Consider the following 14,046-nt stretch of genomic DNA (forward strand, 5'->3'; position numbering starts at 1 on the left):
CGCCGTTTCGGTGACGCTCGCCGCCCGTCGTCGGGCGACCCCCGATTCAGGTATCGGCCGGGTGTTCGACCGATTCCATCAGTAGTTCGACGTTCGCCGACTCCTCGGTGAGACGCTTCGGAAGCACGCCGAGTAACACGAGCAGATCGTCCTCGTGATCGAACGACGCGAGTGTGAGCTCCACGTCGAGTGGCTCGCCATCGAGTTCGGACTCCCCGACGAAGCTGTCGACGTCCCGGCTCTCACCGAGGATCTCGAGCACGAACGACTCCTGATGCCGGATGTTGTCGACAGTGCCACGGTTGCTATCGACCCGGCCGAGGAACTCCTCGAGGAGTTCTTCGTTCGACATCTCGTCGAGCGGGTTGACCGACTGTCCGGCGACTTCCATTCCCGGGACCGAGACGGCGGTAAAGACGCTTCCCTCCCGCGTTTGGCCCCTGTATTCGACCGCCTTCGAATAGCTCGAGGTCCAGAGCGACGCTTCGAAGTCGCGCTCGATGCCGCCGATGCTCTCGGAGCGCTCCATCGTCCGCTGTTCGACCGCGCGTTCTTTGTATCCGGTCTCCGCGACCATCTCGTCGATCGGCGCGACGCGGTCGGCAGCGAACTCGAGCGGTTCGTTCCCAAGGACGAATCCGAGACAGCCGGCGGTCAGTGCGATCGTCCCGGTCGCACCCGCAGCGAGCAACGATCGTCGAGCGTGAGCCATTATCCCATTAATTCGAGGAGAATGGCATATTCCTTACGCAACCTTCAAATGTATAGACACTATTAGTGGACGTTCGTGACAATATAGTCATGTGAGTCGAGACCAGCAAACACATCAAGAGTTATCGGGGTCGGCCCCTCCCGTTTAGCTATGACCGACTTCGCAACTCGAGTCGAGCAGGTGTCGATCAGCGGTATCCGCGAAGTGTTCGAGGCCGCGGACGAGGACGCGATCAACCTCGGGCTGGGCCAGCCGGACTTCCCGACGCCCGCCCACGCCCGCCGCGGGGCCATCGAGGCGATCGAGTCCGGACAGTCCGACGCCTACACCTCGAACAAGGGCACGCCCCAGCTTCGGGAGGCGATCGCGGCCAAGTACGACCGCGACTACGGCCTCGAGATCAACCCCGCGGACGTGATCGCGACCGCCGGCGGCAGCGAAGCGCTGCACCTCGCGCTCGAGGCCCACGTCGATCCGGGCGAGGAAGTACTCTTCCCCGATCCCGGCTTCGTCTCCTACGACGCGTTGACCCGCATCGCCAGCGGAACGCCGAAGCCGGTCGGGTTGCGAGACGATCTGACGCTCGACCCCGCGGCGGTCGAGGACGCCATTACGGAGGAGACGGCGGCGTTTATCGTCAACAGCCCCGCGAACCCAACCGGAGCCGTTCAAAGCAAAGCTGACATGCAGGAGTTCGCCCGCATCGCCGACGAGCACGACGTGCTCTGTCTCTCCGACGAAGTCTACGAACACATCGTCTTCGATGCCGACCACCATTCGCCGCTCGAGTTCGCCGAAACGGACAACGTCGTCGTCGTCAGCGCCTGCTCGAAGACCTACTCGATGACCGGCTGGCGGCTCGGCTGGGTCGTCACGACGCCGGCTCGTCGCGACGAGGCCTCGACGCCCGGCTCGAACCCCCGCATCGAGCGCATGCTCCGGGTCCACCAGTACGCGCAGGCCTGCGCCTCCGCACCGGCCCAGTACGCCGCCGAGGCCGCGCTGACCGGCCCGCAGGAGCCGGTCCAAGAGATGGTCGACACCTTCGAACGGCGGCGGGATCTCGTCCTCGACGGCCTCACGGACGCCGGGCTCGAGGTGCCGACGCCCGAGGGCGCGTTCTACGCGATGCCGAAGGTTCCCGAAGGCTGGTGTGACGAAGTGCTTGACCGCGGCGTGGTCGTCGTCCCCGGCGACGCCTTCGGGTCGAACGGCGAGGGGTATGCACGACTCTCCTATGCGACGGGAACGGAGGAGTTGAAGGAGGCACTCGAGATTATGGCCGACGCGACGACGGCAGTGCGATAGCGGTCCGGCGGATTCGTCGCCGGTCGTCTCGCGACCGGCCTCGAGTCCCCTGCCTCAGGTGTACCGTTCTTACCGTCCCGCTTCGTGGATACGAACGAGATGCGAGCTGTACGCCTTCACGAACACGGCGATCCGGACGTACTGCAGGTCGAAGAGGTCGACCGACCCGAGCCCGCCGCGGACGAGCTCCTGATCGAGGTCGCGGCCGCGGGTGTCAACCCCGTCGATACCTACTTCCGGGACGGGTCGTACGAACCGGTCGACGTGCCGTTCACGCCCGGCGTCGACTTCGCGGGCACCGTCGTGGAGACGGGTCCAACGGTCGAGCACTTCGAGGCCGGTGACTCCGTCTACGGCACCGGTATGGGAAACGGTGCGTTTCAGGGATCCTACGCCGATACGCGACGGTACCGACCGATCGCGTCGTTCACCTCTCCGACGGTGTCGACGTGACCGAAGCGGGTGCCGCGGGCGTCGCCGCCGTCACTGCCTGGCGCGCGTTGATCGACCACGCCGACCTCGAGCCGGCGGAATACTGTCTGGTCCACGGCGGCGTCGATGCGATCCTCGACCATCGGCTGGACGACTACCTGCAGTTCGACGCGGACGTCGCCACAACGGGCGCTCGCGTCGTCGGCATCGGGGAGCACAGCCCCGATCCGGGCTTTTCGAACGACGGCGTGGCCCGATCGAAGGACGTCTCCTACCAGTTCATGAGTATGTTCAACACGCCGGATCTCCGCGTGCCGCTTCAGGGCGTCGCGTCCCTCATGGAAACCGGTGCGCTCTCGATCGAGGTGGCGCGAACCTACGATCTCGAGGCGGCGGCCAACGCACAGCGGGCGGTCGTAAACGATAGCGTCCTCGGTAAACTCGTCATCGAACCGTAGGGCCAGCGCGGGTGCGCCGTGCGCGTGAGAGTGAAGACGAATCCCGGACGCGGTCAGGACAGGTCGGCGACCGCTTCCATCGTCGTTTCCTTGTCCGTGTCGGACATCCCGTTGACGAACCCGACACGAACGGCGTCGACGCCTTCGATCTCGCCGTACTCCGCGACCCACTCGCGGACTTCGTCGGGCGTACCCGCGGGGGCCAGTTCGTCGAGGACGTCCGCCGGCAGCGCTCGAGCCATCGCATCGGTATCCCGCTCCTCCCAGGCGGCCCGGATCTCGTCGACGACGTCGGGATACCCCTGCTCGGCGACCGAGTTCCCGTAGTAGGGACCGTAGGCCCCGAGCAAGAACGCAACCGTACTGCGGGCCTTCTCCCGTGCCGCCTCGCGGTCCTCCGATGCGATCCCCCGGACGATCGGGGCCACTCGCAGGTCCGAGGGGTCTTTGCCGCCGAGTTCGGCACCGCGTTCCAGGTCCTCGAGCCGGTTCCGAAGGCCGTCTTTCGTGAACAGTTGCGGGGCCCACCCGTCGCCGAAGCGGCCGGCCATCTCGGTGGCCTTGGGGCCGAGGGCCCCGACGTCGATCGGCGGCGGGTTCTCGCTCGGCCCGCGCTCGTAGTCCAGGCCGGGGATGTCGAAGATCTCGCCGTCGTAGGAGGGAGTGCCGTCCTCGAAGACCCCTCGCATGATCTCGATCACTTCCCGGGTCCGACGGAGCGGTCGGTCGAACTCCTGCCCGTGCCAGCGCTCGGTGATCGCCGGCGAACTCGGCCCGATCCCGAACCGGAAGCGGCCGTCGGCGGCCGCCTGCAGCGTGAGCGCCGTCTGGGCGAGCATCGACGGCGTTCGCCCGTACGGCGAGATGACGTCGTTGGAGATGCCCAGTTCCTCGGTCCGGTCGGCGGCCAGCGTCAGCGGGGGCACGATGTTCCAGCCGGTCGTCTCGCCGACCGTGAGCCGGTCGAATCCGAGCGCTTCCGCCTGGACGGCGCGATCGGCGACACCCTGTGGCTCGTCGTAGTCGCCGAGTCGGACCAGGAGATCCAGTTCGGCGTTCATCGGCTCTGCCTCCGTCTCGGCACGCGAATCGTGGATCGCGCTCTCATCACCATCCACCGCGTCACGCACTCACATAAAACTGTAGCGTTTCCATCCAGTCGCACGCGCGACCGATCGCAGGCCGGCGACGGGTCGGTCGTCACAGCGCCGGCGACCCGCTCGAGGCGACCCACCAACCGCGTGGCTACAGTTCCGTGAGAGCGAGGTCGCCGTCCGGGGTACGATATCGGGCGAGGGTCGACCGCTCGGCATCCCGCGGATCCGCGTCCTTGTCGACGCCGTACACGGTGTACGTACAGTGATCACGGGTGAACTCGACGACGGCGTAGCCGTGCTGATGCCAGTCGACGTACTCGAGGTGGTCGTTTTGCTCTTTGGTCAATTCCGCGAGCGCGTCGTCGTCCCAGTCACCCGGGAAATCGATCACGTCGGCGGCGTTGACGCTTGTAACGGCGGGAGTCATCAGTTCGACGCCGATCCGGTCGTACGTCTCGAGCGGCTCGATCTCGCCGTAGCCGGCTTTCACGTGGCCGGCAAGCGACGCGTGGAGGTCGCCGGTCAGGACGACGAAGTTGCGCGGATCGACATCCGCGACGTGTTGCATGAGTTCCCAGCGTTCGTGCTGGAAGCCGTCCCACGAGTCGTGGAGCAGTTCGATCTGTGACCAGTTATCGCCGATGGTCAGGGGCATCGTCAGCACTTCGTTGGCCCAGACCGACCAGACGGCGTCGGACTCAGTGAGCCACTCCTTGAAATACTGTTTCTGTTCGCGGCCGAGCATCGTCCGCCCCTGTGCTTCCTCTTCCGTGCAGGTGATCCGTGCGTCGCCGCAGGGCGGGCCATCGCGATACAGTCGTTCGTCGGTGACGGTCAGATCGACGAGGTCGCCGAACTGGAGGTCCCGCCACAATCGGAGCTGGTCCTGCAGTGCCGACTCGTTCGGATCGAACTCGACGCGGGCGGGAACGTACTCGACCCACGCCTGAATGCCGTCGGCCGTGATCTCCATCGCCCGCTCCGGCTGCTCGCCGCCGTCCGTATCCGGCAGCACCGGCGCGTTCGCTTCGTCGTCCCAGTATCGATTGTTCCCGATTTCGTGGTCATCCCAGCCGTGAATAACCGTGTGTTGCTCGAGTCCTTCTTGGAGGAATTCGTTCCCCTTGTAGGTCCGATACAGCGTCCGGAAGTCGGCCAGGGACTCGGCCAGCGCAGCGCCGCTGGGGAGGTCGATGTCGCGCCCGTCCGTGATATCCGTCGTCGGCGAGGTGTAGGCACCGTCGGCGGATTCGTAGATGAAATCGCCGAGGTGGACGACGAAGTCGACGTCTTCGGCCGCGATGTGGCGGTAGGCTCCGTAGTAGCCGTTCTGGTAGTCCTGACACGTAAGGACCGCAAACGACAGCGAATCGGGGCTCGCGCCGGCCGCCGGCAGCGTCCGACAGCGACCGGTTCGGGTCGCGACGCCGTCGTAGACGAACCGATAGTAGTAGCGCCGATCCGACTCGAGAGCCCCGTCGAGGTCGACTTTGACCGTGTAATCGTGTGCACTCGAGAGTCGGTCGGCGGGGACCGTTCCCTCGTACACCGCATCCTCGAAGTCGTCGTCGGTCGCGACCTGGACACCGACCGGCTCCTCGGAGACGACCGCGCTGGGGGCGATCCGTGTCCAGAGAATAACGCCGCTCGGGGTCGGCCCGCCGCTGGCCACCGATTGCGGAAACGTCGCGTCGGGATCGGCTGCCCCGTCAACGGCGAAGACGCTCCGATCGGTCGCCGACGCCGCGGCGACCGGCTGGACGATATCGCGCTGAGCGAGAATCGCCGCGAGGCCGCCAGCGACCGAGGTGGTGCCGATGCTCTCGAGAAAGCCGCGCCGATTCGTCCGGTTCCGTGTGCCATTTTTCTCTGGCATACGATTGCGATTTCAGAATTAAGTAAAATAATATTATAATTTAACTATGTTAGATATTGTTATTATAATTTCAGATACGATGAATATATACGATCGGGTTCACGGAAGTCCCGCGAGAGGGATTGCGTGCGAACCAGTGGGAAACGTTGATATTGTTAGTTACTAACGAACACACATGACACACGATTGCTCGTTTCTCGAGGATCTCCCCCTCGCGACCGACCGGATTTCCGTCGCGGACGGGCGGCGGGAATCGCACGCGACCGACTACGGGGCGGAGCGAATCGACGACGGGGGCGTGCTCCCGGACGCCGTCGTCTGGCCAGCGTGTACGGCCGACGTGTCCGCGGTGGTGGCCGCCGCGACCGACCGCGGCGTCCCGGTGACGCCCTACGCCGCGGGGACCGGGCTCGAGGGCAACGCCGTCCCCGCACACGGCGGTATCAGCCTCGATCTCACGCGGATGGACGGGGTCGTCGACTACCGGCCCGCGGACCGTCAGATCGACGTCGGACCGGGGATCATCGGGTCGGACGTCGACGAGTACGTCGCCGGGGACGGTCTCTTTTTCCCGCCGTTGCCCTCCTCGGGCGATATCTCGACGATCGGCGGGATGATCGCGACGGACGCCAGCGGAATGCAGACGGTCCGATACGGCGAAGTCGCCGACTGGGTGCTCGGTCTCGAGGCGGTACTGGCCGACGGCACCGTCATCGAGACGGGCTCGCGGGCGAGCAAGACCTCAAGCGGCTACAACCTGACCGATCTCATCGTCGGCAGCGAGGGCACGCTGGCGGTCGTCACCGAAGCGACGCTTGAACTCGCCGGCCGACCCGAACAGGTTCGCGGCGGACGAGCCATCTTCGAAACCCTCGACGACGCCGTGGAGGCCGTCTTCGACGCGGTCCGGACCGGCGTCGGCGTCGCCAAAATCGAACTCGTCGACGGACTGAGCGCGACCATGGCGAACGCGTATCTCGGGAGCGACCTGCCCGATGCGCCGATGGTCTTCCTCGAGTTCCACGCGAATCACGGCATCGAGACGGAGATCGATCTCTGCCGGATGATCTTCGAGGACCACGCTGTCGGTCGCTTCGAGATGAGCGACGACGACGCCGAGATGGCCGCCCTCTGGCAGGCCCGCCGGGAGCTGGCCTATGCGATCTCGGCGTACGATCCCGATCTCGAGCCGATCCATCCCGGCGACGTGACGGTCCCGATCAGTTCCTACCCCGAGATCGTCCGCGAGACGAAGCGCCTCGCCGACGAGTACGACCTCCTTGTCCCCTGTTTCGGGCACGCGGGCGACGGCAATCTCCACTACAGCGTCCTCGCCGATCCGGACGACCCCGAGCAACGCACCCGCGGCGAGGACCTGTACCGGGAGATCGTCGCCCTCGCGATCGAACTCGGCGGGACCGCGACGGGAGAACACGGCATCGGCGCGGGAAAACAACGCTTCCTCGAGCCGGAGCACGGGGCCGGGGCTGTCGAGGCCATGCGGGCGGTGAAACGTGCACTGGACCCGACAGACACGCTCAATCCGGGGAAGATCTTCCCCGAAACGGCCGACGGCGAGCGGCTCACCGAGGCGGAGCGGTGAGCGTGGCTGGACCGCTCGAGTCGTGCTCGAGCGGCGAACGGCTCGCTGATCACTCGTTCGGCCACCGATAGTTTACGTCTCGCGTCGCATCACGTTCGATAATGAACCGTCGAGAGTTCCTCTCGAGTGCCTGTCTCGCCGGCACCGCCGTCGTCCCCACGACCGGGTCGGCCGACGCCGGCGACGGTGCCCTCACGGTCGAGGTCATCCGTCACGAGTCGGTCTCCGCGACCGACGGTGCGATGCGTGCTATCGTCGACGGAGCGACCCTGTTCGCCGACACGTGGACGGACGCGACCGCGGGGACGGCAACGGTAACGATCGACGAGGAGTCGGTCGCTGACTTCGGGATTTCGGCGTCACACACCGCGACCCTCGATGCGATCGAGGACGCCGGGCTTCGACCCGACCGGACGCCCGAAACGATCACGGTGTTCGTCATCGGGGACGGGAGGACGTCCGCAGGTGCGATGCGATCCTACGCGGGACACGACGGGGGAGGTGACGGCGAACCCGGTGCGTACGGCTACGTCAACACCGAAATCGTGTCCGGACTCGGATTCGGTATCGGGACGCCCGAGGATTTGCGGCGGAACTTCGCCGCACACGAGTGTGGCCACGCGGTCATCGGCTGGGCCGACTTCCCACACTATCCGGCTGACGCGACCGCAGACGATCCCTCGCCGGTGGTGCGGGCACACAGCTGTGGCGCACAGGACCATCCCGACGCGAGCGGCTGGCTCACCCACCACGGGATCACCGTGATGGCCACGGGCTATTCGGCACGGGAAAGCCGAAACACGCCGCGGAACCACCAGTTTGCGACCCAGCAAGGAGCGATCGACGACACCGCTGACCCTGTCGACGAATCGTGGTCCGTCCTCAACATGGATTACGTCGCCGCGTTCTCGGACACGTCTCGAGCCGTAATGAGCGACCACTATCGCCAGTTCCTCTCGTAACCTGTGGATCGGGACGGGCATCGACACCGATGCGTGGCCCGATCCGATACCGACGGCCGTAGCGCGGCCGGGACTCAGTCGTGGACGAGCACGTCGAGGACGTCCGGCCCCTCGCGAGCGAGTGCCGCCTCGAGCGCGTCCTCGATTCCGTCGGGCGTCTCGACCAGTTCGGCACGCGCACCGTGGCTCTCGGCGTTTTTCACCAGATCGACTGCGGGATCGAAGTCCATTCCGACGAACTCGTAGTCCGATTCCTCGCCGCCCATAATGTGCAGCGTGTTGTCTTTCAGGATCCGGTAGTTGCGGTTGTCCGAGATGACGACCGTCAGGTCCAGCCCGTAGCGAGCGGCGCTGTAGATCGAGTGGGGATAGTACTGGTAGGACCCGTCACCGATGAAGCCAACCACGTCGCGGGGCTCGTCGCGTTGTGCCTCGGCGACGGCGGCACCGACCGCCGCCGGTAACCCGTACCCGAGACCGCCGCCCTTGTTCGAGATGTACTGCTCCGGCGCGAGATCCCACCGCGTCAGCATGGCGTACTTCGAGGTGACACCCTCGTCGACGATCGCGGCGTCGCCCGCGACTCGCTCCATCGCGTCGACCAACTGGACTTTCGAGGCCCGTGGGTCGTCCCCTTCGGCTTCGCCGGAGCCGGCCATCCGGGTCTCGACCATCTCCTTGACTTCGGCGACTCCCTCGAGACGATCGGCGACGACGTCCTCGGAGAGCCTCGTTTGGACGCGCTCGGCGATGTCCTGCATGACGAGCCCCGGGTCGCCGATCACGGCCGCGTCGGCGGGCTGGTTCTTCCCGACCTGCCAGCTGTCGTCGGAGAGGTGGATGCAGGTCGTGTCGGGATCGACCAGTGCCTCCTCGTGGCGGGTCAGCGTCGTGTTCGTTGAACAGCCCGCGAAGCAGATCGTATCGGTATCCATCAGCATCGCGGCCAAGTCCCCGTTGGTCGGCAGGTAGGAGACCCACTGCTCATGGCCGGTCGGGAAGTCCACCTCGCAGGCGAGGATCTCGCCGTGGACGCGGGCCCCCGTCGCCTCCGCGAGGCCAACCGCCGCGGCGACGGCGTCAGCCCCGGAGCGGGCAACGTGATCGCCGACGACCAGTACCGGTTCGTCGGCCTCGGCCAGCAGGTCGGCCGCGCGCTCGAGTTGGCCGGGATCGCCGCTGCCGGCGCTGGGAATCGGGCCCAGTCGTTCGGGCTCGGCGTCGGTCTCCGCGAGCATCACGTCCAGCGGGAGACCGAGGAAGACCGGACCCGTCGGCGGCGTCATCGCGACCCGGAACGCCCGTCGGAGCATCGTCGGCAGGGCTTCCACGTTCAGCACTTCGTCGGACCACTTACAGAACGCACGAGCCATGTCGGCCAGCCGACCCGAGAGGATCGGCTCCTCGTGGCGGAAGTCGGTGCTGTGGTTGCCCGCGGTCACGACCAGCGGCGCGCCGGCGATCTTGGCCGCATAGAGGTTTCCCAGCCCGTGGGCCAGCCCCGGCGCGATATGGAGGTTCGCCACGCCGACCGGCGTGATCGAGTCGTCGTGATGGGCGTGGTAGCGACGCCGCTGGGCGTAGCCGCCAGCCATCCCGACCGCGATGTCCTCGTGGAGCCCGAGGCGGTACTCGAGGTCGCTGTCGCCGATCGCGTCCATGATCGGCAGTTCGGTCGTCCCCGGATTGCCGAAGACGTAGTCGACGCCGTAGGCCTCCAGAGCGTCAGTGAAGAGATCCGCGCCGGTATATTCGTCCGTCATGCTCGCTCGTGGCACGGCACACCACATCAAATTGAGTGTTTCGGAACCGTAGCGCCTGCCCCGGGTATTATCCGTCAGTTCGTTGTCGTCCCGGTATGGCCCTCGCGAGAGACGGGACGGGGTCGGGCACGATCGCTCGAGCGTACTGGTCCCAGGTCCATCCCGTCTTCATGACGCCGCCGATCGCCGCGTCGCTGTTCGGGGCGATCCTCGCGGGGAACGTCGATCCGGTTCTCGCAGCGGTCCACGTCCTCGCGATGTTCGCGGCGGTCTACACGGCCCACGTCAAGGACGGCTACGTCGACTTCTACGTCCGCGGGGAGGACGACGACCACCCGCTGACCGAACGCGGCTGTCGGCTCGGGCTCGCGGCGTCGACGGCGACGTTCGCGGGCTGTTGTCTCCTGCTCGCGGCGCTGGTCGATGCCCTCGTGCTGGCGGTCGTCGTCCCGACGTGGCTGATCGCCTACTACCACGCACCGCAACTCGACACGAACCCAGTGACGGCGACGACCGGCTACCCGCTGGGCATCGCCCTCTCCGTACTCGGTGGGTTTTACGTGCAGGCGGGAACGATCACCGTCGTCCCGCTCGGATTCGCCGGCGTCTTCCTCGCGTTGCTCTCCGGGGTCAAGGTGATCGACGACGCACAGGACTACACCTACGACCGGTCGATCGAGAAGCGAACCGTTGCGGTGGCGGTCGGCCCCAGTCGTGCTTACGATATCGCGTACGGGTTGATGGCCGTCGCGTTGGCGGCCGTCGTCGTCTTCGCCGTCGCTCGCGTCTTCCCGCTGACGGCGCTGCTCGCTGCGCTGGCCTTCGCTGCAGTCGCCGCCGTCGCGCGGCGGGCCGGTCCCGAACTCGCGACCATGTTGCTCGTTCGGGGTTCCTACGTCTTCCTCGCCGTCCTCGTGGCCGCGGTTCGGTTCGATCCTCTTGGGAGTCTTATGTGAACAACCCGTTCGGACTATCGTACTCTCGAGAGGGGCTATATCGATCGCCGGTAGCCACATCTCGGACAGTACATCGTGTCGTCCTTAATGAGCGTGTGACTCTCGTCACAGTGTCCGCATAAACAGCCGATGGAGACGCCAACTTCCCGTGCGAGCCCGGCCAGCGTGTTCTGTAATTGCTGCTGGCGACGCTCCGTCGCCTCGAGTCGATCGGTGAGGACGGCCAACTGTGCCGTCGTTCGCTTACGATTGGGATCGGAAACACGGGTTGGACGGGGCGTCATAGTCGATATAGGTCGACAGTGAGCAAATAGTCATCTCTACCCGACAGCCGTTGTGAGACTCCGGCCGGATGGCTATCGCCCCTCAGTGACGACTCTGCTCGCGATCCCAGATAGTGCGACCTGATTCACACGTTATCGGACAGAGTAGCGTCGCTACGGGTGCAATACCACCCGTACACAAGTATCAGAGAAACGGAGTGGGTCTGTCAATGGTAGCCACACGTGGAAACCACGCGGGCTGAAAGGTGCTGGCTGACCGTGCCGACTACCACCTACTCTCTTCCATCGGCACAAACACCTCCAGTACTCAGTTGAGATGAGGCGGGACCGAGCGTGTGACTCGTACCGACCGGAGCGTATCACGTAAATAATGCACTGTGGACAGTTTTACGTATCCGTATGAACAAGGCGAGCGGTTCACCTCCGGAACGAGGTAAAACTCCGTGACGGCGACTTTTTAGCCTCATCAAAATCGTTAAGCGTTCTGATTAGCACTCAGAACACATTGCGTTCTGACGGCATCAACGGGTTTTGCCGGGGGGTGAGGCTGGCGTCGCAGACATCAACAGATTCCCCGGCAAAAGAGGATCTAAGCAGAGCTTTCAAAAAGCGAGTCCGAGAATCGAACTACGCCTCTCAGCCTACACAGACTGAAGGATCTCCACTACCCCAACTCGGACACGCGGACACTGCACCTCTTGTTATCACGGTCATCTGATTACAGGCCAGGATGGTTTTCAGGTGATGAAGTAGAAGTTAATTCTAGATAGATGATAGTTTGTTGTTCCCCCTATTCGGAGTTGCCGTCGGATTCTTCATCTCCTATGGCCTGTTTATACCGGTAATAGAGTGACCGCATGGTCCGATCCGCATCACGACTCATGAGGACAGTCACGTCGTTTCGGTCAGCAAGCGCCTCCTGCACCGGAGTAAATACGAGGTCCCAAAGCCCGGATTTCCGTTCGGGCGAACCAATAGACGTGAAGTCATGGTTCTTTGCTTCCTGGATGATAACGTCAGCCGGGTCAGTTGCTTCCCTCAGTTCCGTCTCCGACTCAGCGTCAGAGCCAAGCACGAACTCCGCAAACTTCAGCAGTCCCTTCGCGTCATTCCACTTCTTACTAGATGCATCCGGTGGGATAACGTGCAGGACCGTAACTGAAGCATTGGATGCTCGAGCTACCGCACGAGCCGCCTCTGAAGCAAGCGCTGCATGCGGTCCGGTTCCTACTGGAAGCAGTATCGAATCGATCGTTTTGGCCACCGGTTCTGATAGAGAAGCGACAGTGTGGTCTTCGATATCCGGAACGTATAATGCGTCCGTCCCTTCTTGAACGCCAACGTTTTCTACAAACACGTCACAGTTTGCCTCCTCGATCACTGTCTCAATCATGTTTTTTCCGAGCAACCAGCTTTTGTCGAACCCGGTTCCCTGAAGGAGGAGTACAGCTGTTTCACTTCTGCCAGCGAGAGCGTCGAGAATACCCTGTGTCGTATTCGTCACCGTCTGTACCGTAGCGCGTACGGGCACGTTCGGATTAATCTCTCCTGCAATGGATACCACCTGCGCTAACTGGCTTTGACGTTCTATGACGAGTTCTGGAGCCGACTGCTCTTGACCTTCTGCCATGCCTCCTAAAGAAGCGTACTCTCGTATCTGTTTGAGCGTGGCTTTATCATCCACCTCTGCAATTCCTAGCAGAACGACTCGACCGTCGTTATCCGCTGCCAAGGCTATTGCAGTCTGAAGGAACCGACGAGCGTTGATTCCAGCACTGCTATCAAGCGGATCGTCGATAACAGGTACTACGATGGAGTAATCAGGCTGATGGATAACTTCCCCGTCGTATCCATACGCGTCCACCTCCGACTCCGACGACGGCGCTGGCGCTGTGATCGGGACATCAGGAGAACTGTTCGACATCAGTATGACCTCGTGAATGCATCCGTGATTTGGTCACTCGCACCGTTTTTAGCGAACATCGTCACGGTGTCGCCTGCTTGGATGGCTGATTCCCCGCGCGGAATGAGCAGTTCACCATCCCGCACTATCGCTACGATAACCGTCTCTTGGGGAAGGAGGCCCTCCGAGTCGGCGTTGATCAGACTGAGTCCGGCGATTGGAGCGTCCGCCTCCACGGTCAACTCAAATATTTCGGCACCACCGCCGACTTCCATGAAATCCCGGATAGCGGGCCGTTGAACAGTCCGGTAGAGATACTGCCCGTTGAGTTCGTGCGGGCTTTCGACGATGTTCACGCCGAGATCACCGAACAGATCCATATGTTGGGGATCGTTGATCGAACTCACGAGCGTCTCGACACCGTACTGTTTGCCGAGCATGGAGATCATGAGATTTACTGAGTCGTTCTCCGTCGTGGAGATGAGTGCGCTAGCCTCCTCCACACCCGCTTCGAGGAGTATCTGCTTGGAGGCAGCGTCAGCGTTGATGACCATGCAGTCGTACGTTGCGCTCACCTTTTCGGCGAGGTCTTGGTCTCGTTCGATGACGACTACCTCGTGATCGTCTTGGGTCGCTAATTCGATGACTTTGCTTCCGGTGCGGCCTGCGCCGACAACGATGATGTACATTGG

At 63.7% G+C, this 14,046-nt stretch carries 11 protein-coding genes and 1 pseudogene; 5 read left to right on the forward strand and 7 right to left on the reverse strand.

Going from position 1 to position 14,046, the window contains the following annotated elements:
- Nucleotides 1-46: 46 nt before the first annotated feature.
- Nucleotides 47-712, reverse strand: coding sequence for a DUF6517 family protein (locus C486_RS03125; RefSeq protein WP_008452956.1), 666 nt, complete (start codon nt 710-712; stop codon nt 47-49).
- 150 nt (nt 713-862) lie between these two features.
- Here C486_RS03125 and C486_RS03130 point away from each other — a divergent pair, with 150 nt between their 5' ends.
- Nucleotides 863-2,020 (forward strand): pyridoxal phosphate-dependent aminotransferase, encoded by a 1,158-nt coding sequence (locus C486_RS03130; protein ID WP_008452959.1) that lies wholly within the window; start codon nt 863-865, stop codon nt 2,018-2,020.
- 99 nt (nt 2,021-2,119) lie between these two features.
- A pseudogene (locus tag C486_RS22145) lies at nt 2,120-2,910 on the forward strand (alcohol dehydrogenase catalytic domain-containing protein).
- Nucleotides 2,911-2,963: 53 nt separating this feature from the next.
- Here the strand turns inward: C486_RS22145 and C486_RS03145 are convergent.
- Nucleotides 2,964-3,971, reverse strand: a complete 1,008-nt coding sequence (locus C486_RS03145; protein WP_049910099.1) for a TIGR04024 family LLM class F420-dependent oxidoreductase — start codon at nt 3,969-3,971, stop codon at nt 2,964-2,966.
- Nucleotides 3,972-4,155: 184 nt separating this feature from the next.
- Complete coding sequence (locus C486_RS03150; RefSeq protein ID WP_008452965.1) at nt 4,156-5,883, reverse strand: alkaline phosphatase D family protein; 1,728 nt, start codon at nt 5,881-5,883, stop codon at nt 4,156-4,158.
- A gap of 175 nt (nt 5,884-6,058) precedes the next feature.
- Between C486_RS03150 and C486_RS03155 the strand changes: the two genes are divergently transcribed.
- Complete coding sequence (locus C486_RS03155) at nt 6,059-7,486, forward strand: FAD-binding oxidoreductase (protein WP_008452966.1); 1,428 nt, start codon at nt 6,059-6,061, stop codon at nt 7,484-7,486.
- 101 nt (nt 7,487-7,587) lie between these two features.
- Nucleotides 7,588-8,448: a hypothetical protein gene (locus tag C486_RS03160; RefSeq protein WP_008452968.1), complete on the forward strand. Its 861-nt coding sequence runs from the start codon at nt 7,588-7,590 to the stop codon at nt 8,446-8,448.
- Nucleotides 8,449-8,522: 74 nt separating this feature from the next.
- Here the strand turns inward: C486_RS03160 and C486_RS03165 are convergent, their stop codons facing one another.
- On the reverse strand, nt 8,523-10,211 hold the full coding sequence (locus C486_RS03165) for a thiamine pyrophosphate-binding protein (protein WP_008452970.1): 1,689 nt from the start codon (nt 10,209-10,211) through the stop codon (nt 8,523-8,525).
- Nucleotides 10,212-10,306: 95 nt separating this feature from the next.
- Between C486_RS03165 and C486_RS03170 the strand changes: the two genes are divergently transcribed.
- Complete coding sequence (locus C486_RS03170; protein WP_008452972.1) at nt 10,307-11,167, forward strand: UbiA family prenyltransferase; 861 nt, start codon at nt 10,307-10,309, stop codon at nt 11,165-11,167.
- 35 nt (nt 11,168-11,202) lie between these two features.
- Here the strand turns inward: C486_RS03170 and C486_RS19955 are convergent, their stop codons facing one another.
- The 3 genes from C486_RS19955 to C486_RS03180 all read right to left on the reverse strand — a co-directional run bounded on the left by C486_RS19955 (nt 11,203) and on the right by C486_RS03180 (nt 14,043).
- Nucleotides 11,203-11,451, reverse strand: a complete 249-nt coding sequence (locus C486_RS19955) for a hypothetical protein (protein WP_008452974.1) — start codon at nt 11,449-11,451, stop codon at nt 11,203-11,205.
- Nucleotides 11,452-12,241: 790 nt separating this feature from the next.
- Nucleotides 12,242-13,375, reverse strand: a complete 1,134-nt coding sequence (locus C486_RS03175) for a universal stress protein (RefSeq protein ID WP_008452976.1) — start codon at nt 13,373-13,375, stop codon at nt 12,242-12,244.
- Entirely contained in the window at nt 13,375-14,043 is a 669-nt protein-coding gene (locus C486_RS03180; protein WP_008452977.1) for a potassium channel family protein, read from the reverse strand. The genes C486_RS03175 and C486_RS03180 overlap by 1 nt, the downstream gene beginning before the upstream one ends.
- Nucleotides 14,044-14,046 lie beyond the last annotated feature (3 nt).

The organism is Natrinema gari JCM 14663, assembly GCF_000337175.1.
GTDB lineage: Archaea > Halobacteriota > Halobacteria > Halobacteriales > Natrialbaceae > Natrinema > Natrinema gari.